The organism is Pseudomonas fluorescens (genome assembly GCF_902497745.1).
Taxonomy (GTDB): Bacteria; Pseudomonadota; Gammaproteobacteria; order Pseudomonadales; family Pseudomonadaceae; genus Aquipseudomonas; species Aquipseudomonas fluorescens_BM.
The window spans coordinates 283,429-306,905 of record NZ_CABVHJ010000002.1; the positions used below are offsets into that span (position 1 = coordinate 283,429).

Annotated in this window: 19 protein-coding genes; 17 read left to right on the plus strand and 2 right to left on the minus strand. The window is 60.3% G+C overall.

The genetic code is table 11. The annotated features are described in order from the left end of the window. Positions 1-62: 62 nt before the first annotated feature. Positions 63-1,718, plus strand: a complete 1,656-nt coding sequence (locus F8N44_RS03990) for an intermembrane transport protein PqiB (protein WP_150649401.1) — start codon at positions 63-65, stop codon at positions 1,716-1,718. Between the two features lie 16 nt (positions 1,719-1,734). Beyond that, complete coding sequence (locus F8N44_RS03995) at positions 1,735-2,286, plus strand: membrane integrity-associated transporter subunit PqiC (RefSeq protein WP_150649402.1); 552 nt, start codon at positions 1,735-1,737, stop codon at positions 2,284-2,286. Here the strand turns inward: F8N44_RS03995 and F8N44_RS04000 are convergent. Further along, complete coding sequence (locus F8N44_RS04000) at positions 2,244-3,548, minus strand: sensor histidine kinase (RefSeq protein WP_150649403.1); 1,305 nt, start codon at positions 3,546-3,548, stop codon at positions 2,244-2,246. The two genes, F8N44_RS03995 and F8N44_RS04000, sit on opposite strands and share 43 nt — an antisense overlap. Before the next feature lie 402 nt (positions 3,549-3,950). Between F8N44_RS04000 and F8N44_RS04005 the strand changes: the two genes are divergently transcribed. The 6 genes from F8N44_RS04005 to F8N44_RS04030 all read left to right on the plus strand — a co-directional run bounded on the left by F8N44_RS04005 (position 3,951) and on the right by F8N44_RS04030 (position 11,722). After that, positions 3,951-4,550, plus strand: coding sequence for a histidine phosphatase family protein (locus F8N44_RS04005; RefSeq protein ID WP_150649404.1), 600 nt, complete (start codon positions 3,951-3,953; stop codon positions 4,548-4,550). Positions 4,551-4,613: 63 nt separating this feature from the next. Beyond that, on the plus strand, positions 4,614-6,329 hold the full coding sequence (arnT, locus tag F8N44_RS04010) for a lipid IV(A) 4-amino-4-deoxy-L-arabinosyltransferase (protein WP_150649405.1): 1,716 nt from the start codon (positions 4,614-4,616) through the stop codon (positions 6,327-6,329). Continuing rightward, positions 6,326-7,843 carry an ArnT family glycosyltransferase gene (locus F8N44_RS04015; RefSeq protein ID WP_150649406.1) on the plus strand — a complete coding sequence of 506 codons (1,518 nt, stop codon included), beginning with the start codon at positions 6,326-6,328 and terminating at the stop codon, positions 7,841-7,843. The genes arnT (F8N44_RS04010) and F8N44_RS04015 overlap by 4 nt, the downstream gene beginning before the upstream one ends. Before the next feature lie 211 nt (positions 7,844-8,054). Continuing rightward, positions 8,055-9,068, plus strand: a complete 1,014-nt coding sequence (locus F8N44_RS04020; RefSeq protein WP_150649407.1) for an iron ABC transporter substrate-binding protein — start codon at positions 8,055-8,057, stop codon at positions 9,066-9,068. Continuing rightward, positions 9,069-10,667 carry an ABC transporter permease gene (locus F8N44_RS04025; protein WP_150649408.1) on the plus strand — a complete coding sequence of 533 codons (1,599 nt, stop codon included), beginning with the start codon at positions 9,069-9,071 and terminating at the stop codon, positions 10,665-10,667. Beyond that, complete coding sequence (locus F8N44_RS04030; protein ID WP_150649409.1) at positions 10,664-11,722, plus strand: ABC transporter ATP-binding protein; 1,059 nt, start codon at positions 10,664-10,666, stop codon at positions 11,720-11,722. Before F8N44_RS04025 ends, F8N44_RS04030 begins: the two co-directional genes overlap by 4 nt. On the opposite strand, the gene xerC is transcribed toward F8N44_RS04030, so the two are convergent. Beyond that, positions 11,723-12,613: a tyrosine recombinase XerC gene (gene xerC / locus F8N44_RS04035; protein WP_150649579.1), complete on the minus strand. Its 891-nt coding sequence runs from the start codon at positions 12,611-12,613 to the stop codon at positions 11,723-11,725. It abuts the gene before it with no gap. 433 nt (positions 12,614-13,046) lie between these two features. Here xerC and arnB point away from each other — a divergent pair, with 433 nt between their 5' ends. The 9 genes from arnB to F8N44_RS04080 are packed head-to-tail and all read left to right on the plus strand — an operon-like array spanning position 13,047 to position 23,445. Next, positions 13,047-14,195 (plus strand): UDP-4-amino-4-deoxy-L-arabinose aminotransferase, encoded by a 1,149-nt coding sequence (arnB, locus tag F8N44_RS04040; protein ID WP_150649410.1) that lies wholly within the window; start codon positions 13,047-13,049, stop codon positions 14,193-14,195. Next, positions 14,192-15,214, plus strand: coding sequence for an undecaprenyl-phosphate 4-deoxy-4-formamido-L-arabinose transferase (gene arnC / locus F8N44_RS04045; RefSeq protein ID WP_150649411.1), 1,023 nt, complete (start codon positions 14,192-14,194; stop codon positions 15,212-15,214). Before arnB ends, arnC begins: the two co-directional genes overlap by 4 nt. Then, positions 15,211-17,202, plus strand: a complete 1,992-nt coding sequence (arnA, locus tag F8N44_RS04050) for a bifunctional UDP-4-amino-4-deoxy-L-arabinose formyltransferase/UDP-glucuronic acid oxidase ArnA (RefSeq protein ID WP_150649412.1) — start codon at positions 15,211-15,213, stop codon at positions 17,200-17,202. Before arnC ends, arnA begins: the two co-directional genes overlap by 4 nt. Continuing rightward, positions 17,202-18,086, plus strand: coding sequence for a 4-deoxy-4-formamido-L-arabinose-phosphoundecaprenol deformylase (gene arnD / locus F8N44_RS04055; RefSeq protein ID WP_150649413.1), 885 nt, complete (start codon positions 17,202-17,204; stop codon positions 18,084-18,086). The genes arnA and arnD overlap by 1 nt, the downstream gene beginning before the upstream one ends. Beyond that, on the plus strand, positions 18,083-19,735 hold the full coding sequence (gene arnT / locus F8N44_RS04060; protein ID WP_150649414.1) for a lipid IV(A) 4-amino-4-deoxy-L-arabinosyltransferase: 1,653 nt from the start codon (positions 18,083-18,085) through the stop codon (positions 19,733-19,735). The genes arnD and arnT (F8N44_RS04060) overlap by 4 nt, the downstream gene beginning before the upstream one ends. After that, entirely contained in the window at positions 19,732-20,076 is a 345-nt protein-coding gene (gene arnE, locus F8N44_RS04065; protein WP_150649415.1) for a 4-amino-4-deoxy-L-arabinose-phosphoundecaprenol flippase subunit ArnE, read from the plus strand. Before arnT (F8N44_RS04060) ends, arnE begins: the two co-directional genes overlap by 4 nt. Then, on the plus strand, positions 20,073-20,477 hold the full coding sequence (gene arnF, locus F8N44_RS04070) for a 4-amino-4-deoxy-L-arabinose-phosphoundecaprenol flippase subunit ArnF (protein ID WP_150649416.1): 405 nt from the start codon (positions 20,073-20,075) through the stop codon (positions 20,475-20,477). Before arnE ends, arnF begins: the two co-directional genes overlap by 4 nt. Next, positions 20,474-21,853: a UDP-glucose dehydrogenase family protein gene (locus F8N44_RS04075; RefSeq protein ID WP_150649417.1), complete on the plus strand. Its 1,380-nt coding sequence runs from the start codon at positions 20,474-20,476 to the stop codon at positions 21,851-21,853. Before arnF ends, F8N44_RS04075 begins: the two co-directional genes overlap by 4 nt. After that, positions 21,850-23,445: an ArnT family glycosyltransferase gene (locus tag F8N44_RS04080; RefSeq protein WP_150649418.1), complete on the plus strand. Its 1,596-nt coding sequence runs from the start codon at positions 21,850-21,852 to the stop codon at positions 23,443-23,445. The genes F8N44_RS04075 and F8N44_RS04080 overlap by 4 nt, the downstream gene beginning before the upstream one ends. The last annotated feature ends 32 nt before the right edge of the window (positions 23,446-23,477 follow it).

Consider the following 23,477-nt stretch of genomic DNA (forward strand, 5'->3'; position numbering starts at 1 on the left):
TATATTGATGAGGTGCTTTTGCGTTCCTGACGCTCAGTGCCCATTCAATCGAGGAGACATGGATGAAGTCGTCAGCCACCGACGAACCGCGAGCGCCAGGCCAAGCCCCCGTCAAAACCCGCCGGTTCGGCATCTCCCTCGTCTGGATCGTGCCGATCGTGGCAGTGCTGGTGGGCATTTCGCTTGTGGTGCACAACGTGATGCAGGAAGGGCCGACGATCATCGTCAACTTCAAGACCGGCAGCGGCCTGACGGCGAACAAGACCGAGGTCAAATACCGCAACGTGGTCATCGGTCAGGTGACGGATGTCGAGTTGAGTGGCGACCAGAAAAGCGTCGACGCCACCATCAAACTGTCCAAACAGGCGGAAACCTTCACGCGCGAAGATTCACAGTTCTGGGTGGTGCGCCCACGCATTGGTGCCGGCGGCGTTTCGGGCATCGACACCCTGCTTTCCGGTGACTACATCGGCGCCGACGTCGGCCAGTCCGATAGCCGCGCAAAGAACTTCAAGGGGCTGGAAAATCCGCCGCCGATAACCTATGGCGAGCCCGGTAAGCGCTTCATGCTGCATGCGCCGGACCTCGGTTCACTGGACATCGGTTCACCGGTTTATTACCGCAAGATTCCGGTCGGTCAGGTCGTCACTTACGCCCTTAACCCGGAAGGCAAAGGGGTCGATATCGAGGTGTTCATTCACGCGCCGAACGACGCGTTCGTCACCGAAAACACCCGCTTCTGGAATGCCAGCGGCATCGACATCAATGTTGGTGCCAACGGCTTTGCCGTGAAGACCGAATCGCTGTCGACCATGCTGGTGGGCGGTATTGCGTTCCGAGCTCCGGACTACAGTCCCAACGATGTGGCCGCCGCCGACGACAAGGATTTCGAACTGTTCGCCGACCAGCAGAGCGCCCTCGCCCCGCCGAACGGCAAGGCGCAATACATGGTGTTGCGTTTCGAACAGTCACTGCGCGGACTCAAGGTCGATGCGCCGGTCGAGTTCCTCGGTATGGAAATCGGCCGGGTGGTGGGCATCAACCTGGATTTCGATGCGAAAAAACGCACCTTCCCGCTTAACGTCGGCATCGTCATTTACCCGCAGCGTCTCGGTCAGGCCTACAAAAAGATGCTCACCGAATTCAAGCACGACCCCAACGACGAAGCCGCCGGCATCCGCCTGCTGGGCACCTTCATCGACAATGGCCTGCGCGCTCAGGCGCGCAGTGGCAACCTGCTGACCGGTCAGTTGTACGTGGCACTGGACTTCTTCCCGAAAGCGGAGAAAGTCGCGTTCGATCCGAGCGCTCGCCCGGTCGTTCTACCGACCGTTCCGGGCAGCCTCGAACAGCTGCAGGAGAAACTCGAAGCCGTGGTCGACAAACTCAACAAGCTGCCGGTCGATCGCATCGCCAACAACCTCGACAGCAATCTGATCGAGCTGCGCAAAGGCCTGACCCAGTTCAACGCCAAGACCCTGCCGGGCGTGCAGAGCACCCTCGCCGATGTCAGCAAGACCTTACAGTCCGCCAGCTCAACCCTGGCCGAAGATTCGCCACAGCGCGAAAAACTCACGGAAACCCTCGATGAACTCGGGCGCATGTCGCGTTCGCTGCGTGAGCTGTCGGATTATCTCGGTCGTCATCCGGAATCGCTGATTCGTGGTCGCCCCGATAACGCCGCGCCTATCGATCTGAAAGGCCCGCCACGCAACTGAGCACAGGAGCTGAACCATGGCTGTACCGCTGAAAATCACCGTGCTCGCTGCGTTTATGCTGCTTGGCGCCTGCCGCAGCGACCCGATCAGTTTTCACACGCTGACGCCGGTGCAGATCGCCAACACACGGACCGGCGCGCAGATTCCGATTGAAGCGCTGAGCGTGCCGCCGCAGGTCGATCGTGCGCAAATCGTTATCCGCCAGGGCAACAGCGGCCTGGCGATTCTGGAAACAGATTGGTGGGGGGCGACACTGGCGGATGAGTTGCGCGGTGCGTTGGCCGATCAATTGAGCAATACCAGTGGGCAAGGCAATGTTTCGGTGCGCATCGAAGTGCAACGCTTCGACTCGATCCCCGGTCAGTACGGCCTGATCGACGCCAAATGGCGCTTGCGTCCCGTCGGCGCCACTGACAATGGCTCGCTGACCTGCCGTTCGACCCTGCAAACACCGTCCGGCCAGACCATCGACGATCTGGTGGGCGCCCAGCAGAACAACGTCAAACGCCTGGCTGCGGCGATCAGTCAGGCCGCCGGCAATCCGCGCGGCTGCCCGCCCGCGTCCTGAGTCAGGCTCACGGTAAAGCGACAGCCATTCGGCTCACGGGTGGTGAGTTGCACTTGCCAGTGTTGCTGGCTGCAGATCCGCTGCACCAGCGAAAGCCCGAGGCCGAGCCCCTCGCCGCGTTGTTCATCGCCGCGCACGAAGGGCTGGAACATCGCATGGCGCTGTTCTTCCGGAATACCGATGCCGCTGTCTTCAACCACGAAGCTGTTTTCGAGCAGGGTCAGGCGCACGTAACCGTGGTCGGTGTAATGCCAGGCATTGCGCAACAGGTTGCCCATCACTGATTGCAGAAAAGTCAGGTTGAAGCGTCCGGCGCCGGCGTGCTGAGGATCGTAGACAAACTCCAGGCCTTTTTCGCGGATCAAGCGGCCCCACACCTCTGTCTGCGCATCGGCAATTTCCTTGAGCGTGCACGTGGATTGCACGCGAACTTCTTCAGGCTTGCGCGCCAGCATCAGAAAGGTTTCGACCAACAGGCGCATCTCGTGGCTGGCCCGGGCAATCCGGCTGACCTGCGCGCCTGAACGGGCATCAAGCGACGGATTGGCCAACAGCAGTTCGCAGGACGTCGTTAGCACCATCAAGGGTGTGCGCAGTTCATGGCTGACATCGCTGGTGAACAGTTTCTCCCGGCTCAAGGTGGCGCGCAGGCGTCCCAAAGTCTGATCGAACGACAGCGCCAGCTCGCCGACTTCATCAGCGGCGTAATCGGGATGCAACGGCGGCGCCACTTCAATGAGCTGATCGCGATGGCGCACTTGTCGGGCCAGGCGAATCACCGGCGCCATGACCCGTCGTGCGAGCAAGCGGCCGAGGACCAGCGCCAGAACGATGCTGAGGATGAATCCGACGATCACCACAATAAACAGCAGATGCTCACGCTTTTCGAGGCTCTCCTGATCGCGCAACAACACGTATTTGCGCCCGCCGACGGCTTCGACCATGGCGTAGAAGGCATCACCGTGGAAGGTGATTTCCTGAAAACCCAAGGGTAACTCAGCCAGTTGTCGAGTCAGTGCCAACGGCCCCTGCCCGCCCTCGAAGAAAAACAATTCGCTTTTTTCCGGTGTATGGCTCCAGAGACGGATGTCGTCCATTGCCAATAACCGGTGTAGCCCCCCGCTCAACGTGGTGGTGGTCAACTTGCGCTCCACCACGTGTACGGTCGCGACGATCCCCAATGCAAAGACACCGGCGACTAAGGCGCTCATCAGCGCGAACACAATCACGATCCGTTTCGTCAGGCTTTGCTTGAGATCCATGCGTTTGAGTGGCCCCTTGTTTATCCATGTCACGGCAACGATAGCCCAGCGCTACGCCGTTGCCCGGTAATCCTGAGCGTCACCGCAACGGTGCAGACTTGGTAAGGCCCTCCGATAAATAAAAACAACAATTGAGTTTATTTATCAAATGGCCGCTTTAGTTACCCCGATCAACTTCTGGCAATTTTTTCACATGTTCTTCACCGCGCCCCGACGACCTCGAACGTAGTGTTCAGCCAGCATTCAAGTAAACAGTCGTAAAGTTTCTCGCTGCCCAAGCCTTGCGTTGCAATGAATGAACTATCTGGCGTTTTAAGAGGCAACATTGTGGCGCAATTATTTCAGTTGAAACATTTATTCCGCTACCGGCGCACGCCGCGCTTTCGGCTATGGAGTGCACTGGTGTGCGTCGTGCTTGTGGCCATTCTGGTCAGCGGGTTTGTCTGGTGGCCACGCTCACCGACCGACCTCGATCATGCCGGACGCAGCACCACCGCTGAATGGATAAAAGCCTGGCGAGCCGGTGAAGTCGTTGCGCTGGTGCGGCACACCGAACGTTGTGACCGCTCAAGCAATACCTGCCTGGGCCCGGCGGATGGCATCACCGAACTGGGCAGCAGCGCGGCGCAATCAGTCGGCGAAGGCTTCGTCAGACTGGGCATGCAACAAGCCGTGGTGTTGAGCAGTCCGCTGACCCGTACGGCGCAAACCGCGCATTACATGTTCGGCCACGATGCCCTTGCCGAAGACTGGCTGGCCACGTGCGGGCCGACACTTCGCGATGAAATCGTCGCGCGCAAAGTGGCGCAGCAGAATCTTGTGCTGGTCACGCACAGCGGCTGCATCAGTGATTTTGAAAAACAGACCGGTTTTCCTCACGCGATTGCCGCGGAGTATGGAAGTACCTTACTTGTACGAATTGATAACCAGAAACAACTTACAGTGTTGGGCATTATCAATACGCCGTTCTGGCAGACATTAGACGTTACACATAACCAATGAAAAAACCGCCACGGCTTCTAGTGTTTTAAGCCAGATACTTTTTATTCGTCACAAGGCTCAGTCATGACGTCCGATACCCCTCCGTTGCGCCACGCTGCCCGCCATTTGATACAACCTCCTCCGCTGATCCAACGCTGGGCGATCCCCGGGTTGATCCTGGCGTTTGTGCTGTTTTATCTGTTGCCGCTGATGACCCACGGTTTGTGGATCCCCGACGAAACCCGTTACGGTCAGATCAGCCAGGAAATGCTGTTGAGCGGCAACTGGGTCGCGCCGCACTTCATGGGCATTCGCTATTTCGAGAAGCCGATTGCCGGATACTGGATGATTGCGATCGGCCAGGCGATTTTCGGTGACAACCTGTTTGGCGTGCGCATCGCTTCGGCGCTCAGTACCGGCGTCAGCGTCTGGCTCGCCTACCTGTTGGCGCGCCGGCTCTGGAACAACCCGCGCATCAGCGCAGCGTGTGCCTTGCTGTACATGAGTTTTGGCCTGATCGCCGGTCAGGCAGGCTACGCCAACCTCGATCCGCAGTTCACCTTGTGGGTCAACCTCAGTCTGGTGGCGGTGTGGTTTGCCATCGACAGCACCACCACAAAGGCCCGCCTCGGCAGTTGGGCATTGCTCGGTGCCGCCTGCGGCATGGGCCTGATGACCAAGGGCTTTCTGGCCCTGCTGCTGCCGGTACTGATCGCCCTGCCCTACATGATCTGGCAACGCCGTTTCGGCGAACTGCTGCGCTACGGCCCGGTGGCGGTGCTGGTCGCCGCATTGGTCAGCGTGCCGTGGGCACTGGCGGTACATGTGCGCGAGCCGGACTTCTGGCGGTTTTTCTTCTGGCATGAGCACATCCGCCGTTTCGCCGCTGGCGATGATGCCCAGCATGCACGGCCGTGGTGGTTCTATCTGCCGTTGCTGTTTGCTTCGACGTTGCCGTGGGCGCTGTTGTTGCCATCGACGTTGATCCGCACCTGGCGTGAAAAGCGTGAAGCGAAAACTGCGTTTCTGGCGTTGTGGTTTGTGCTGCCGCTGATCTTTTTCAGCCTGAGCAGCGGCAAACTGCCGACCTACATCATGCCGTGCCTGTTACCACTGGCGCTGCTGATGGGTTACACCGTGGTCCACTGGCTGGAGCAGCGCAACACGCAGGTTCTGCGCCTGAACGGGGTGATCAACACCGTGCTGGGCAGCGCTGCCCTGATTGCGCTGATCTATCTGCAAGCGAGCAAGGAACTCTACGCAAACACCGAGATGTTCAGCCTGTCGCTGGTGTTTATCGTGCTGATCGGCTGGATCATCGCCAATGCCCTGCAAATCATGCGGCCGCTGGCGATGTGGGCCATGCCGGCGCTTGGCATCGGCCTGTTGATTGCCTTGCTGCCCGCCGCGATGCCGGCACAGATCGTCGACAGCAAGATGCCCGACCAGTTTATTGCCGAGCACCAACAGGCCTTGAGCGAGGCAACCTCGTTATTGAGCAATGACCTTGGCGCAGCGTCGGCCTTGGCGTGGCGTCTAAAGCGGCCGCAAGTGGATCTGTTCAATACCGTCGGTGAACTGAAATACGGCCTCGACGATCCGGCCATGGCTGCCCGCAAGGTCGGTCTGGACGACGTCGGCCAATGGATGACCGACGCGCGCAAAAAAGGCTCGGTGGCGGTGGTGATGCGCGTCAACAGCACCCAGGAAGCGCAGGAAATCGAACTGTTGCCGGCTGACGGCAAGCATTACCAGCGCGGCAATCTGCAGATCTACATTTTCGCCAAGCGCCAGCCATGACCGCGACGGCCAAAGAACCCAGGGCGTTATGGATTCTGCTGGCGGCGACCGCCCTGATGCTGCTGCTCGGGCTGGGCAGTCGCGAACTCTGGGGCGCGGAAACCCGCTGGGCCAATATCGCGTTGCAGATGCTGCAAAGCGGCGACTACTTCGACCCGTATCTCAAGGGCGATCCGTACTACGACAAACCATTGCTGTCGTACTGGCTGATCACCGCAACTTCCTGGCTGACTGGAGGCCTGGGGCCTTGGTCATTGCGCTTGTCGTCGGTCATTTCGGCGTGGTTCAGCGTATGGCTGGTGTACCTGCTGGGCGAGCAATTGTTTCGCAAAGGCACCGGGCTGATTGCCGGATGGATGTTGGCGACCACATTCTATTTCGTCTTCTGGGCGCGGGTCGCGACGGCCGACATCCTCACCGTTTGCGGTGTTCTCGCGGCGGTGTGGTGGTATTGGCGTGGCCCGGATGACACCCGGTTCTGGCGCTATGTGATGTTTTTCGGCCTGTTGGCGCTGACGTCTTTGTTCAAGGGCCTGATCGGTTTCATCCTGCCGGGACTGCTGCTGTTACCGCATCTTTTGCAAAACGGCCGTTGGAAACGCCATCTCAACCTGCGCCTGTGCGCCGCGCTGCTGATCGCCGGAGCGTTCTATGGATTGCCGTTCCTGCTCTCGCATGTCTACGGATCCCCTGACTATCGGCAAAGCGGTCTGGAACTGGTGTTGCGGGAAAACGTTGTGCGGTTTTTCCAGCCCTTCGACAACATCGGCCCGATCTACACCTATTTGTTGTACCTGCCGGTCTACACCCTGCCGTGGGCGCCGTGCTGGATCATCGCCCTGTGGGTGGCGCTGCGAAACTGGCGAAACATTGAACCGGACACCCGTTGGCTGATTCAGGGTCTCGGCCTGTTGCTGCTGTTTTTCACCGCCAGCGGCAGCCGACGCAGCTATTACGTGTTGCCTCTGGTGCCGTTCGCGCAACTGCTCGGTGCGTGGTGGATCACCCGACGCATGGCCGCGCGCAGCCTCCGAGGGCGTGGTTTGAAAGTCGGTTTTGCGGTCGCCACGGCCGTGATGGTCGGTGTACTCGGCGTGCTGTATCCGTGGACCAACAGCGGTGGCGGCGTGATCCGCTTCGGCGAAACCGTGCGCGAGCAGGCCAGCCAGCAGGCACCGCTGAATCAGTGGCGCATGGTCATGATCGAGGTCGACAACAAAGTGCCGATGTACCTGCAAACCGGCGGCGCGCCCTTCTACTACGTGGCAGAAACCGCAGACTTCCCACGCACAGGCGACAGCGCGGCGATGTTGGCCTGGCTGGAACGCAGCAGCGGTCAGCACTGGGATCCGCAACGCACCATCATCGTTGCCCAGTATCGCAGTGGTGATCCGTTGCCACTCGACTACCTGAGCGCCGATCACCGCGTCATCCGCACCACGCCAACCCGCGGCGAACAGGTGTTCCATGGCCGCGCCGACCAGAGCGTCGCCTACATCCCCAATCCCTCCTGAATAGCCTGACGCGGAATGACGCACGGCAACCGCGCGTCACCCAGTCGCTGCTAATCTGAATGGCAATGACATGTATTAACGGTTTGTTTGACGTTTTTTTCTCATTTGCCTCTCTACATTGCCTGCGGCTGAATATCTGCAAATCATTCGCATTGAAGTCTGCCCGCGAATGCCTGCCCATAACGTCTAAAAAATCAGGAGCGTCACCGTTATGAATTCAAAGGTCCCGTCCTTTCTGAAACACGCATTGCTGGTCAGCGCCCTGCTCAGCGCAGGCTCAGCCGTTGCGGCTGACGGTGTTGGCTTGTTGGTTTATAACGCCCAGCACGAAAGCCTGACCAAAGCCTGGGTTGCCGGTTTCACCGAGGAAACCGGGATTCCGGTGACGATTCGCAACGGCGACGACACTGAAATGGGCAACCAGATCGTGCAGGAAGGCGCGGCCTCGCCGGCAGACGTGTTCCTCACCGAAAACTCCCCAGCGATGGCGCTGGTCGACAACGCCAAGCTGTTCGCGCCGATCGCGCCGGCCACGCTGCAACAAGTGGACGCGGCGTACCGCCCGGCCCACGGCCAATGGATCGGCATCGCCGCGCGCTCTACGGTGTTCGTCTACAACCCGGCGAAACTGGCGGAAAAAGACCTGCCGAAATCCCTGCTCGATCTGGCCAGACCGGAGTGGAAAGGTCGCTGGGCTGCTTCACCGGCCGGCGCTGACTTCCAGGCCATCGTCGCCGCCGTGCTCGAGCAGAAAGGCGAAGCCACCACGCTCGACTGGCTCAAAGGCATGAAAACCAACGCCACCGTGTATCGCGGCAACAGCGCGGTGCTCAAAGCGGTGAATGCCGGGCAGATCGATAGCGGCGTGATCTACCACTATTACAGCTTCGTCGATCAATCCAAGACCGGCGAAAACAGCCAGAACACCAAGCTTTACTACTTCAAACATCAGGATCCGGGTGCGTTTGTCAGTACCTCCGGCGCTGGCGTGCTGGCCTCCAGCAAACATCAGGAAGAGGCGCAGAAGTTCGTCAAATACATCACTGGCAAGGAAGGTCAGGAGATTCTCCACAGCGGCACCTCGTTTGAGTACGCCGTCGGCAAGGACGCGCCGTCCAACCCGAAACTGACACCGCTGAAGGATCTTGATGCGCCAACCGTCGACGCGTCGAAACTCGATAGCAAGAAAGCCGTCGAGCTGATGACCCAGGCGGGAATCCTGTAAGTGCTCCCCGAAACCCTACCCGCGCAGGTCGCAGCTACGGCCTCCGCGAGCCTTAGACTTAAACCCCGCGCGCTCACCGGTCGCGGGGGTTCGTGGGTGGTTGCGCTGGCGATCGGCGTTTCATTGCTGTCACTGTTGCCGATCGCGTTTGTGCTTGGTGTGTCATGGGCGACTGGCTGGGCGACTATCGAAGCGTTGGTGTTTCGTCCACGGGTGGCGGAACTGCTGATCAACACCGTGCTGCTGGTGTTGATCACCCTGCCGCTATGCATTTTGCTCGGCACCACACTGGCCTGGCTGACCGAACGCACCAACTTGCCCGGTCGGCGTTTGTGGTCATTGCTGGCCGTGGCGCCGCTGGCGGTGCCAGCGTTCGTACACAGTTATGCGTGGGTCAGTCTGATTCCTTCGATTCATGGATTGCCGGCCGGCGTACTGGTGTCGGTGATCGCTTATTTTCCGTTTCTTTATCTGCCGATTGCGGCGACCTTGCGTCGTCTCGATCCGGCGATTGAAGACGTCGCCGAATCCTTGGGTCTCAAGCCTTGGGCGGTATTTTTCCGTGTGGTGTTGCCACAGTTGCGTCTGGCGATTTGTGGCGGTGCATTGCTGGTCGGGTTGCACCTGCTGGCCGAGTACGGCCTCTACGCAATGATCCGCTTCGATACCTTCACCACGGCGATTTTCGATCAGTTCAAATCGACCTTCAACGGCCCGGCGGCGAACATGCTCGCGGGTGTTCTGGCGTTGTGTTGTCTGGCCATGCTCTCCGTCGAATCCGCCGCCCGGGGCAAGGCGCGATATGCCCGCGTGGGCTCCGGCAGTGCGCGCGAACAACGCACCGTGTTGTTGAGTCGCGGCACTGTCATTCTCGGGCTGAGCCTGCAAGGGCTGACCTGCCTGCTCGCGCTCGGCGTGCCGTTACTGACGCTGGGGCGCTGGTTGATTGCTGGTGGCGTTGAGGTCTGGGGCGGTGGCGAACTGCTGCCCGCGCTGTTGCAAACCCTGTCGTTCGGCGTCGCCGGTGCGTTGTTGACCAGTCTGGCGGCGATTCCGGTTGCCTGGCTGTCGATTCGTGCACCGGGCAAACTGCAGCGCCTGCTAGAAGGCTGCAACTACATCACCAGTTCGCTGCCGGGGATTGTCGTGGCGCTGGCACTTGTCACCGTGACCATCCATTTCGCCCGGCCGATCTACCAGACCACCATTACTGTACTGCTCGCCTACCTGTTGATGTTCCTGCCACGCGCACTGGTCAGCCTGCGTGCCGGTTTTGCCCAGGCGCCAGTAGAACTGGAGAACATTGCGCAAAGCCTCGGCCGATCGCCCCTGCGCGCCTTGTGGCTGATCACCTTGCGCCTCGCGGCGCCGGGCGCTGCCGCCGGCGCCGCGCTGGTGTTTCTGGCGATCACCAATGAACTGACCGCGACCTTGCTGCTCGCCCCCAACGGCACCCGTACGCTGGCCACCGGCTTCTGGGCGATGACCAGCGAAATCGATTACGCCGCCGCCGCGCCTTACGCACTGTTGATGGTGCTGCTTTCGCTGCCGCTGACGGCCCTCCTCTATCACCAATCCAGGCGCACCGCTGGCCGATGAACGCACTCGAACTGATCTCCCTGAACAAGTCCTTTGGCGCGCAGAAAGCGCTGGATGACATCTGCCTGTCAGTGCCGACCGGCAGCCGCACGGTGATTGTCGGCCCGTCCGGCTCAGGCAAAACCACCCTGCTGCGGATAATTGCCGGGTTTGAATTCCCTGATGCCGGTAGCCTCACGCTCAACGGTCAGGTGCTGGTCGACAGCACTCACGCCGTGCCCGCTTATCAACGGCAGATCGGTTATGTCCCTCAGGATGGCGCGCTGTTTCCGCACATGACCGTCGCCGCCAACATCGGTTTTGGCCTGACGCTAACCGGCACCGCCAGAGAGGAACGGATCAAGGAATTGATGGACAGCGTCTCGCTGGACGCCAACATGGCCAACCGTTGGCCGCATGAACTGTCCGGCGGCCAGCAGCAACGGGTTTCCCTCGCCCGGGCATTGGCGCAACAACCGCGACTGATGCTGCTCGATGAGCCCTTCTCCGCCCTCGACACCGGCCTGCGCAGCGCCATGCGCAAAATGGTTGCGCGCTTGCTCGAGGACGCTGGCGTCACGACGATTCTGGTGACCCACGATCAGGGTGAAGCGTTGTCATTTGCCGATCAGTTGGCAGTGATGCGCGGCGGGCGGCTGGTGCAATCCGGGCATCCGATGGACCTTTACCGCTTTCCCCACGACGAGCAGACCGCGCATTTTCTCGGTGAAGCCGTGGTCATGCCGGCGCGGATCGAATCCGGTCTGGCCCACTGCGATCTCGGCCAGGTGCCGGTGAACAGCAACGGCTTTATTGGCAATGCGCAGATCATGCTCAGGCCCGAACAGTTGCAGTTGTCCGGCGCCGTACTCGGCACACAAGGCTGCCCCGCCGTGGTCACCGAACGCGAGTTTGCCGGCAACACCTGCACCCTCACCGTCGAACTGCGCTCGTCGATCACTCAGGATCCAGGACGTTCGCTGCTGGTGCGCAGTTCCGGCATGCACGCGCCGCCTGCTGGCAGCGACGTGCAGTTATCGGTGCTCGGTGCGGCCCATCTGTTCGCCGCTTGCTGATTACAGATCGAAGCGATCCACCGCACGCCGCCGCTCGTTGTCATCGCGCACATCGTAGTTGGCGGTGGTCTGGATGTTGCTGTGGTGCGCGAGCTTCTGCGCGATCGACAGATCATGCTCTTCGATCACCCGCGTGATAAACGAGCGACGGAAGTCGTGAGGCATGATCTTCACCCCGACCTGAGTACCCCGCTGACGGGCGATGTAGTAAATCGCGTGTTTGGTGATGCGCTCGCGGGTGATGTGGCTGCCGCGCCGGATGCGGTTGAACAGAAAGGCATCGTCGCTCTCGCCTTCCTTGAGTTGGGAGCGTCTTAGTTCCAGCCACGCATCGAGTTTGGCGAACGCCCAGGCCGGCGCGTACTTGATCAGTTGCTTATTGCCCTTGCCGGTGACGGTCAGGCTGCGCTCGGTGAAATCGACCTGGTTCAAGTCCAGATCCACCGACTCCGATTTACGCATGCCGGTGCCGTACAACAGCGCAATCACTGCCGCGTCGCGCAACCCCTGAGGGCGTGGATCGGCGGCGCAGACTTCCATCAATTCGTGAATCAAGGTGCGTTTCAAGTTGCGCCCCTGCGACAAGCGGGTGCCGGCAATGGCTTTGACCGAACGCATCTTCAACAAATGATCCTGAGAAATCAGGCTCATGCGCCAGGCTTCATTCATCACACCGCGCACGGCATTCACATACAGCGAAGAAGTGTTCGGCGCATAGTTGTCTTCGCGCAAAGCGGCAACCAGCGCAACAACATCTTCAGGTTGTAACGCATGCCAGGGAATATCCTCGACATTCATGTCTTCAAAGCCGAGACGGTCGGCCGCATCCTGCAAAACGTAGCGCATGGTTAACTGGCTGGAGGGAGCCAGGCGCGCCAGATACAGGGTCATCGGATTGGTTTGGCGGGTTTGCAGCGGTACAACGGACAAGTCAGTCAAACGTAAAGGCCTTGAGTAAAAACAATTCAACACAGCAACTAACAACTGCAACATTTCCCCTATAAAGGGGACACTTCCGTAGGACTTTTCTACTAAAAACGACGATAAACGGTAGAAGTCTGAACAGCGGCTGTATGAGTTCTAGATAAACGATTCGCCGACCGGTTTTTCATGTTCCTTTCACAAAAACGGGCATAACCTTAATTCCAACAGATCCCGCGTCGGCCCTGTCCAAACTGCCGCGCGAAGCCACAAAAGTCAACCGAACCCCGACGGTAAGTCTTTTCAGCAACTTATTGATGCAAAGGTATTTTTTGCGTCTACGCTGAGATTGGATCCTATCTGGTGACTTGGTTTTCTTCTGATTGTTTGTGATGAGGTGTTCATGAGTCAGGCGTTTCTCCCCTTTTCTCGTCCGAGTATCGGCGATGAAGAAATTGCAGCCGTAGAGCAAGTATTGCGTTCCGGCTGGATCACTACCGGACCGAAAAATCAGGCACTCGAAGAACAATTCGCGCACTACGTTGGCTGTCGGCATGCGGTGGCACTTTCGTCCGCCACCGGCGGCATGCACATCACCCTGCTGGCACTCGGTATCGGCCCGGGCGACGAAGTCATCACCCCGTCGCAGACCTGGGTGTCGACCGCCAACATGATCTCGCTGCTCGGCGCCACACCGGTGTTCGTCGACGTTGACCGCGACACCCTGATGACCGACGCCGCACGCATCGAAGCCGCCATCACCCCACGCACCAAAGCGATCATTCCGGTGCATTACGCCGGCGCCGCGTTTGATCTCGATCCGCTGTACGCGCTGGCCGACAAACATGGCATCGCAGTCATCGAAGACGCCGCCCACGCTGCCGGCACCCGTTACAAGGGCCGCCACGTTGGCGCGCAGGGCACAGCGATTTTTTCCTTCCACGCGATCAAGAACATGACCTGTGCCGAAGGCGCGATGTTCGTCACCGACGACGAAGCCTTGGCCAGCCGCGTGCGCATGCTCAAATTCCACGGTCTGGGCGTTGACGCCTACGATCGCCTGACCGGTGGCCGCAAGCCGCAGGCGCAAGTGATGGAACCGGGGTTCAAGTACAACCTCGCCGACATCAATGCCGCGATTGCGCTGGTGCAACTGGAGCGTCTGGACGCGATCAACGCGCGCCGCACCGTACTGGCCGCCGCCTACCGGCAAAAACTCGAAGGCCTGCCGGTGCAACCGCTGGCCGTGCCTGCCTACGCGCAGACCCACGCCTGGCACCTGTTCATCCTGCGCATCGACAGCGAGCGCTGCGGCATGGACCGCGAAGCCTTCATGCAAGGCTTGCAGGACCAGGGCATCGGCACCGGTATCCATTTCATCGCCACCCACTTGCACACCTGGTATCGCCAGCGTGACCCCGATCTGTATCTGCCCAACACCGAATGGAACTCGGCGCGGCTGTGCTCGATTCCGTTGTTCCCCGACATGAGCGATCAAGACCTTGATCGCGTGGTCGGTGCCATCGCCACTCTTATGGACAAACGCCCGTGAAACCCTATCCGATCCGCTGTGTGTCGATCGTCATCCCGGTCTACAACGAACAGGACAGCCTTCCGGAACTGCTGCGCCGCACCGAGGCGGCCTGCCGGATGCTGCGTCACGACTATGAAATCGTCCTCGTCGACGACGGCAGCCGTGACGAATCCGCCAACCTTCTGGAAGAAGCTGCGAGCCGTGAGGACAGCCCGTTCGTGGCCGTCATCCTCAACCGCAACTACGGCCAGCATGCGGCAATCATGGCCGGTTTCGAGCAGTGCAAAGGCGATGTCGTCATCACCCTCGACGCCGACCTGCAGAACCCGCCAGAAGAAATCCCGCGCCTGGTCGCCGAAGCCGAAAAAGGTTACGACGTCGTCGGCACCGTGCGCGGCAACCGCCAGGATTCGGCCCTGCGCCGCTACCCGTCGAAGCTGATCAACCTCGCCGTGCAGCGCTCCACCGGCGTCGCCATGAGCGATTACGGCTGCATGCTCCGCGCTTACCGGCGGACGATCATCGACGCGATGCTCGCCTGCCGTGAACGCAGCACCTTCATCCCGATTCTGGCCAACAGCTTCGCCCGCCACACCACGGAAATCGTCGTTGCCCACGCCGAGCGTGAACACGGCGATTCGAAGTACAGCCCGATGCGTTTGATCAACCTGATGTTCGACCTGATCACCTGCATGACCACCACACCTTTGCGCCTGCTGAGCATCGTCGGTTTCACCATGGCCGGGCTTGGATTGCTGTTTGCTTTTGCGTTGATCGTCATGCGCCTGGCGTTCGGTTCCGGCTGGGCCGGTGACGGCATGTTCGTGCTGTTCGCCGTGCTCTTTGTGTTCACCGGCGGCCAGTTCATCGGCATGGGTCTGCTCGGCGAATACCTGGGCCGCATGTACAGCGACGTGCGCGCTCGCCCGCGTTTCTTCATTGAAAAAGTCTTGCGCAGCCACGCCGCCGAGCCGGCGCCTGCGGTCACTGTTGACGGTCTCTCTTCTACTTCTACTACCGGTCAGGTTCACTCATGAGTGCAAAAACTGTTGTCTTCGCTTATCACGATATTGGTTGCGCCGGCATTCAAGCCCTGCTCGACAGCGGCTATGACATTGCGGCGGTGTTCACTCACGCGGATGACCCGAAAGAAAACGCTTTTTACGGATCGGTTGCGCAACTGTGCGCCACCAAAGGCATTCCGGTGCATGCGCCGGAAGACGTCAATCATCCGCTGTGGATCGAGCGCATTGCCAAACTCGATCCTGACTATATTTTCTCGTTCTACTATCGCAACTTGCTGAGCGAGCCACTGCTGGCTCTGGCCAAAAAAGGCGCGTTCAACCTGCACGGCTCGCTGTTGCCGAGCTACCGCGGCCGCGCCCCGGCCAACTGGGTGCTGGTCAACGGCGAAACCGAAACCGGCGTCACCCTGCACCGCATGGTCAAACGTGCAGATGCCGGCGCCATCGTCGCCCAGCAGCGTGTTGCCATCGAACGTAGCGACACCGCGTTGAGTCTGCACGGCAAGTTGCGCACCGCCGCCGCTGATCTGTTGCGTGACACCCTGCCGGCCATGTTGCAAGGCAAGGTCAGTGAAACCGCGCAAGACGAATCCAAAGCCACCGTGTTTGGTCGTCGCACCGCAGCGGACGGCAAGCTGGTCTGGGCGAAACCGGCCGAGCAGTTATTCAACCTGGTTCGCGCCGTCACTCAACCGTATCCGGGCGCTTTTTGCGCGGTCGGTGAGCACAAACTCATCGTCTGGAGCGCTGAAGTTGCCAAGGGCAACGACGGTCAGGCACCGGGTCGGGTGATCAGTGTCGACCCGCTGCGCATTGCCTGCGGCGAAGATTCGCTGGTAATCCTCTCCGGTCAACGCAACGACAATGGTCTGTTCCTCAGCGGCCCGCAACTGGCCAGTGAACTCGGTCTGGTCGATGGCTCGCTGCTGCGCGGAGCTGAATCCGGCCGCGCACCGCGTCGCACTCGCGTGCTGATCCTCGGCGTTAACGGTTTTATCGGCAATCACTTGTCCGAGCGTCTGCTGCGTGACGACCGCTACGAAGTCTATGGCCTGGACATCGGCTCCGACGCCATCGACCGTCTGCGCAGCCATCCGCACTTCCACTACGTCGAAGGCGATATCAGCATTCACTCCGAGTGGATCGAGTACCACATCAAGAAGTGCGACGTGGTCCTGCCGCTGGTGGCCATCGCCACGCCGATCGAATACACCCGCAACCCGCTGCGTGTGTTCGAACTCGACTTCGAAGAAAACCTGAAACTGGTGCGCTACTGCGTCAAGTACAACAAGCGCGTGATCTTCCCGTCGACCTCGGAAGTCTATGGCATGTGCCAGGACAAGCACTTCGACGAAGACACCTCGAACCTGGTGGTCGGCCCGATCAACAAGCAGCGCTGGATCTACTCCGTCTCCAAGCAACTGCTGGACCGGGTGATCTGGGCCTACGGCGCCAAGGGTCTGAATTTCACCCTGTTCCGCCCGTTCAACTGGATGGGACCGCGTCTCGACCGTCTGGACTCGGCCCGCATCGGCAGCTCCCGCGCCATCACCCAGTTGATCCTCAACCTGGTCGAAGGCACGCCGATTCGCCTGTTCGACGGTGGTGAACAGAAACGCTGCTTCACCGACATCGCTGACGGCGTCGAGGCACTGGCGCGAATCATCGATAACGACAACGACGTCTGCAACGGCCAGATCATCAACATCGGCAACCCGGATAACGAAGCCAGCATCCGTCAGTTAGGCGAAGAGCTACTGCGTCAGTTCGAAGCGCACCCGCTGCGTGACAACTTCCCGCCGTTCGCCGGTTTCCGCGACGTGGAAAGCAAGGCGTTCTACGGTGCCGGTTACCAGGACGTCGAGCACCGTAAACCCAGCATTGCCAACGCCAAGCGTCTGCTCGACTGGACGCCGACCGTGGAAATGCGCGAGACCATCGGCAATACGCTCGATTTCTTCTTGCGCGAGGCCATGCTCGAAATCGCGGACAAGAAGTAATGCAGGCAGGACTTCGTATCGACGTCGACACCTACCGCGGCACCCGTGAAGGTGTGCCGCGGCTGCTGGAAATGCTCGACGAGGCGCAGATCAAGGCAACGTTCTTCTTCAGTGTCGGCCCGGACAACATGGGCCGGCATCTGTGGCGTCTGATCCGCCCGCAGTTTCTCTGGAAGATGCTCCGCTCCAACGCGGCCGGCCTGTATGGCTGGGACATTCTGCTGGCCGGCACCGCGTGGCCGGGCAAACCGATTGGCCGCGATCTCGGCCACCTGATGCGTCAGGCCCGCGATGCCGGTCATGAAGTGGGCCTGCATGCGTGGGATCACCACGGCTGGCAGGCCAATGCCGGGCGCTGGAGCAACGCGCAACTGATCGAGCAGATTCGTCAGGGCGTCGACACCTTGAGCGACATTCTCGGCGAGAAAGTCGAGTGTTCCGCCGCTGCCGGTTGGCGTGCGGACGAGCGCGTGATCGAGGCCAAGCAAGCCTTCGGCTTTCGCTACAACAGCGATTGCCGTGGGCAACGCCTGTTTCGCCCGTTGCTGGCCGACGGCACGCCGGGTACACCGCAGATTCCGGTGGATTTGCCGACCTTCGACGAAGTCGTCGGCCCGATCGTAGCGGCGCGGGACTTCAACGGTTTCATCCTTGATCACTTTCGCCCGCAACAGCTCAACGTCTACACCATTCACGCCGAAGTAGAAGGGATTCTGATGGCTGAGGATTTTCGCCAATTGCTGGCCGATGCGCGCCAGCGAGATATCGATTTCAAACCGCTGGGCGATTTGCTGCCCGAGTTCTTCAACACCTTGCCCGTAGGTCGCGTGCAACGCGGCGCCCTCGACGGCCGTGAAGGCTGGCTGGGAGTGCAAGGCGCATGATTAAACGCTGGACGCTGCCACTGCTGTTGCTGGTCATTTGCTTGCTGGCCTATCTGCTGCCGCTGGGCACGCACGGCTTGTGGATTCCCGACGAAACCCGCTACGCACAGATCAGCCAGGACATGCTGCTGAGCGGCAACTGGGTGTCGCCGCACTTCATGAGCCTGCGCTACTTCGAGAAGCCGATTGCCGGTTACTGGATGATCGCGCTGGGTCAGGAGTTGTTTGGGCAAAACCTGTTCGGCGTGCGCTTCGCGTCGGCGCTGAGCAGCGGGTTGAGTGTGCTGCTGTGCTATCTGGTCGCCCGGCGCTTGTGGAACGAGCCGCGTAAAAGCTTCGTCTGCGCCCTGCTCTACATGAGTTTTACCGTGGTCGCCGGTCAGGCCGGTTACGCCAACCTCGATCCGCAGTTCACCTTTTGGGTCAACCTGAGTCTGGTGGCGCTGTGGTTTGCCGTCGACAGCCACACCAGCGGCAAGCGCATGGCGGCCTGGGCGGTATTGGGGCTGGCGTGTGGCATGGGTTTCATGACCAAGGGATTCCTCGCCTGGCTGCTGCCGGTGTTGATCGCCCTGCCGTGGATGCTCTGGCAAAAACGCTGGCGTGAACTGCTGATGTTCGGCCCGGTGGCGATTGCCGTGGCGATCCTCGTCAGCCTGCCGTGGGTGCTCGCGGTGCATGCGCAGGAGCCGGACTACTGGCGGTTCTTCTTCTGGCACGAACATATTCGTCGCTTTGCCGGTGATGACGCGCAACACGATGCGCCGTGGTGGTTCTATCTGCCGCTGTTGGTGGCGTTCAGTCTGCCGTGGGTAGGGTTGCTGCCGACGGCATTCAAGCAGGCATGGCAAACCCGCGCTCAACCGAAAGTGGTCTTTGTGCTGCTCTGGCTGGCGATGCCGCTGGGGTTTTTCAGCCTGGCCAACGGCAAACTGCCGACTTACATCCTGCCGTGCCTGCTGCCGATGGCGTTGTTGCTGGGCAACTCGCTGGCCGACCGCTTGCGTCTTGAGCAAGGTCGCGCGCTGAGCATCAATGGTCTGCTCAATCTGTTGCTGGGCGTCGTCACGTTGATCGCGCTGGTCTATCTGCAACTGACCAAACCGGTCTACGACCACGAACTGCACAGCATGGTGCTGGTGTTTATCGCGCTGATCGGCTGGATCATCGCCAACCTCCTGCAAGCCTTTCTGCCGCTGCAATGCTGGGCCGCGCCGGCGCTCGGCAGCCTGTTGCTGATCGCCGTGTTGCCGGCGGCGCTGCCCAAATCGGTGGTCGCCAACAAGATACCGGATCAGTTCATCAAGCATCACGTCAGCGAACTGGCGCAAACCACCCATCTGCTGAGCAACGATCTGGGTGCCGCTTCGGCGCTGGCCTGGCGCCTGAGAACCCCGCAAGTGGCGTTGTACAACACGATAGGCGAATTGAAATATGGCCTTGCCTATCCTGACGGCATTCAACAGCGGGTCGACAGCAAAGACGTGCAACAGTGGATGCGCGAGGCGCGCCGCAGCGGTTCGGTCGGCGTGGTGATGCGCGTCAAGGGGCAGGACGAACTGGACGAAATCGACAAGTTGCCCAAGGACGGCATCCGTTACGAACAGGGCAACCTGGTGATCATGATCCTGCCCAAGGAGGCGTCATGAGCCTGTTGCTGCTGTTGGCTGCGTGCCTGCTGACCTGTCTCGGTCAGATCGCGCAGAAGTACGCCGTGGAGAGTTGGCGCGGGGGTGATTCTTCGCTGACCGGCAAACTGCACTCGCCGTGGTTATGGCTGGCCCTGCTCGCTCTCGGCTCGGGTCTGTTGGTGTGGCTGCTGGTGTTGCAGCGCCTTGAGGTCGGCATCGCTTATCCGATGCTCAGCCTCAACTTCGTACTGATTACCCTGATCGCGCGCTTCGTGTTCCGTGAACCCATCGACCGCCAGCATTGGCTTGGCGTGGCGTTGGTAATCGGCGGCGTGGTTTTGCTGGGGCAACAGTCATGAATCAACGTCGCGGCATCACCTTCGCGTTGGGCAGCGTGTTTCTCGTCAGCACTGCGCAACTGGGCATGCGCTGGAGCATGACCCGTCTGCCCGCACCGGAAAAATGGCTGCACATCGACAGCCTCGACCTGCGCGCATTGGCCGTGGTCGTTACGGCGATTTTTGCCTACGCACTGTCGATGCTCTGCTGGCTCGCCGCCCTGCGCGATCTGCCGCTGGGCCGCGCTTATTCGCTGCTGAGCATCAGCTATGCGCTGGTTTATCTGCTGGCGGCCAGTCTGCCGCTGTTCAACGAATCCTTCAGTTTCACTAAATCACTGGGCGTGGCGTTGGTCATGCTCGGGGTCATCACCATCAACACTCGTCCGGCTCGTGCGCCCGAATTCAGGAGTGCTCCATGAAAATCACAGTATTTGGCAGCGGTTACGTCGGTCTGGTGCAAGCGGCTGTGTTGGCCGAGGTCGGCCATGATGTCGTGTGCATGGACGTCGACCAGAAGAAGGTCGACCTGTTGCGCCAGGGTCATGTCAGCATTTTTGAACCGGGGCTGGCCAGCCTCGTTCGTGAGGGTCTGGATTCGAAACGCCTGCAATTCACCACTGATGAGCAACTTGCCGTGCAGCACGGTCGAGTCGCGTTTATTGCCGTCGGTACGCCGTCGCGTGAGGATGGCTCGGCGGATCTGCGCTACGTGCTGTCGGTGGGTGACGCGATTGCCCGGCATCGTGAGCAGCCGCTGATTCTGGTGGAAAAATCCACGGTACCGGTGGGCACCGGCGACACCTTGCGCAAGCACATCGAAAAAGCCTTGATCAAAACCGGCCGCCTGCTGCAGTTCGATATCGTTTCCAACCCGGAATTCCTCAAGGAAGGCTCGGCCGTTGCTGACTGCCGCCGTCCGGACCGTATCGTCATCGGCTGCGAAGGCGATGAAGTGCGCGACGTGATGCGCGATCTGTACTCGCCATTCAACCGCAACCATGACCGCATCATGTTCATGGACCTGCGCAGCGCCGAGCTGACCAAGTACGCCGCCAACTGCATGCTGGCGACCAAGATCAGCTTCATCAACCAGATCGCCGAACTCGCCGAACACCTGGGCGCCGACATCGAATCGGTGCGCCAGGGCATCGGCGCCGACACGCGCATCGGTTACCACTTCATCTATCCGGGCTGCGGTTATGGCGGCTCGTGCTTCCCCAAAGACATGCGCGCGTTGATCCACAGCGCCGAAGAAGCGCACTGCTCCAGCGATTTGCTGCAAGCGGTCGAGGCGATCAATCAACGGCAGAAACACAAGTTGTTCGAGCGCATCAACGCGTTCTACAAGGGTGACCTGCGCGGCAAGACTTTCGCCCTGTGGGGCCTGGCGTTCAAACCCAACACCGATGACATGCGCGATGCGCCAAGCCGTGTCCTGCTCGAAGAACTGTGGGCCGCCGGTGCCAGCGTGCGCGCCTTCGACCCGGAAGCCATGCAGGAAACCCAGAACCTCTACCCGGACGAATCGAAACTGATGCTGATGGGCACTCCGGAATCGGTACTGCCCGGCGCCGATGCGCTGATCATCTGCACGGAGTGGCAGCAGTTCAAGGCACCGGATTTCGACCTGATCAAACAACGCCTCAACACTCCGGTGATTTTCGATGGCCGTAACCTGTACGACGCTGAGCGTCTGGCGCGCAACGGCTTCCATTACTTCCCGATGGGCCGTGGCGAATCGCGCAAGTTGCCGATTCCGCTGCAACAGTGGCCGCACGCGTCCGACGTCGCTTGATCACGTTATCGCCTGAAATCCGCCGGCAGTCCCTGATCGCAGGGTTGCTGGCGTTTTTATTGTTCATGGCCGGAGTCTACGGGCAGGCTCCGATCGGTTTCGATTCGCGGTTCGTGTTGTTCGCGCAAGAAATGCTGCGGCATGGGCCGACGGTGTTTCCGACCACTTATGGTCAGCCGTACGCGGATTATTCTGCAGTTTCGACGCTGTTCATCTGGCTGCTGTCGCTGCCGTTCGGCACTGTGAACGCGCTTACGGCGTGGGCGCCAAGTGCCGTCGCCGGCGCGCTGATCGTGACACTGATGTATCGACTGCTGGCGCCGTACTCGCGGCGTTGGGCGTTGATCAGTATTGCGTTGCTGATGCTCACCAGCGGTTTCGTCACTGAAGTGCGCGCGGTGTCGCAGGACTTGATGCTCGCGGCAGTGGCCTTCGCGGTGTTCTATCTGGGTTATGCCCATGAGCATTTTGCCGGCAGGCGTCACTGGCCGCTGATCTTCGCGTTGCTGCTGCTCGGCTTCGGCATTCGCGGGCCGATTGGTCTGGTGGTGCCGACCGGCATGCTGTGCAGCTATTACCTGCTCAACCGTGAGTGGTCGCGACTGCTGGTGTTCGGCGTACTGGCTTCGCTGCTGCTCGCAGCCTGCGTCGGCCTGCTGTTGTGGCTGGCGAAACTCAGCGGTGGCCCGGTCTTCTTGCAGGACGTGATCCGCATGCAGTTCATGGGGCGCATGGACGGCAGCGAAGGCGTCAGCGGTTCGCTGTATTACTTCACCAGTTCGTTCGGCAACTACGCGCTGGCCTATCCGCTGGCATTGCTGGTACTGGTGGCGGCCTGGCTGAGCAAACCGCAGCAACGTGGCCCGGCGCTGCGTCTGGTGCAGTACTGCGCGGCGGCGGGACTGATTGTGATGGTCGGCCTGTCGATTCCCCAGGCGAAAAAGGCCCGGTATCTGCTGCCGATGCTGCCGATGGCGGCGATCATTGCGGCGTATCCGTTTCAGGTTGCGCATGGGCGGGTGTTCCGCTATTTGCGCGGCTTGATCATGGGCTTGTGGCTGGTCACGCCGGGCTTGCTTCTGGTGGTTTTGCTGGTCGCTCAACGGCGCTTTCCCGAGCAATTGAGTGAAGTGTCTTGGGTGTTTATCGTGCTGGGCCTGCTGCAACTCCTGGCGTTGTCGCGATTGTTGCTCCCGCGTTGGCGTGTCGAAGTGCTGGCGTTGAGTGCCGTGTTGGCGTTGTGGACGGTGTACGCGGCAGTGTTCGAGCCGGTGGAGCGGCGGTTGTACGACACCCAGACGTTCAGTCGCGCGGTGTTCGCCCAGGTTCAACAAAACCCGGCGCCACTGGTGCTGCACGGTATGGGCAAGGATGCGAAGGCGATCAAGTTCATGGTCAATCTCTCGCAGGATCTGCAACCGCAGTTCAGCGACTCGATCCAGCAACTGGAGGCGCTCAAAGGTCCGGCGTGGCTGATGATGGATCGCAGTGATCTGCCATCCCTCAAGGGCACGCCACTGGAAAGTGCGCAGCCGGTGTTGAACGGGCGTTTTGATAAAAACGACTATGTATTGCTGTGGCTGAAACCGTAACCTGTCGACCTCTTGATCGGCAGGATGCGCTT

Excerpts from the sequence above, each read along its gene's own strand:
- F8N44_RS03990 (WP_150649401.1), top strand. The coding sequence starts at position 63 with ATGAAGTCGTCAGCCACCGACGAACCGCGAGCGCCAGGCCAAGCCCCC.
- F8N44_RS03995 (WP_150649402.1), top strand. The coding sequence starts at position 1,735 with ATGGCTGTACCGCTGAAAATCACCGTGCTCGCTGCGTTTATGCTGCTT.
- F8N44_RS04000 (WP_150649403.1), bottom strand. The coding sequence starts at position 3,548 with ATGGATCTCAAGCAAAGCCTGACGAAACGGATCGTGATTGTGTTCGCG.
- arnT (WP_150649405.1), top strand. The coding sequence starts at position 4,614 with ATGACGTCCGATACCCCTCCGTTGCGCCACGCTGCCCGCCATTTGATA.
- F8N44_RS04015 (WP_150649406.1), top strand. The coding sequence starts at position 6,326 with ATGACCGCGACGGCCAAAGAACCCAGGGCGTTATGGATTCTGCTGGCG.
- F8N44_RS04020 (WP_150649407.1), top strand. The coding sequence starts at position 8,055 with ATGAATTCAAAGGTCCCGTCCTTTCTGAAACACGCATTGCTGGTCAGC.
- F8N44_RS04030 (WP_150649409.1), top strand. The coding sequence starts at position 10,664 with ATGAACGCACTCGAACTGATCTCCCTGAACAAGTCCTTTGGCGCGCAG.
- xerC (WP_150649579.1), bottom strand. The coding sequence starts at position 12,613 with ATGACCCTGTATCTGGCGCGCCTGGCTCCCTCCAGCCAGTTAACCATG.
- arnB (WP_150649410.1), top strand. The coding sequence starts at position 13,047 with ATGAGTCAGGCGTTTCTCCCCTTTTCTCGTCCGAGTATCGGCGATGAA.
- arnA (WP_150649412.1), top strand. The coding sequence starts at position 15,211 with ATGAGTGCAAAAACTGTTGTCTTCGCTTATCACGATATTGGTTGCGCC.
- arnD (WP_150649413.1), top strand. The coding sequence starts at position 17,202 with ATGCAGGCAGGACTTCGTATCGACGTCGACACCTACCGCGGCACCCGT.
- arnT (WP_150649414.1), top strand. The coding sequence starts at position 18,083 with ATGATTAAACGCTGGACGCTGCCACTGCTGTTGCTGGTCATTTGCTTG.
- arnE (WP_150649415.1), top strand. The coding sequence starts at position 19,732 with ATGAGCCTGTTGCTGCTGTTGGCTGCGTGCCTGCTGACCTGTCTCGGT.
- arnF (WP_150649416.1), top strand. The coding sequence starts at position 20,073 with ATGAATCAACGTCGCGGCATCACCTTCGCGTTGGGCAGCGTGTTTCTC.
- F8N44_RS04075 (WP_150649417.1), top strand. The coding sequence starts at position 20,474 with ATGAAAATCACAGTATTTGGCAGCGGTTACGTCGGTCTGGTGCAAGCG.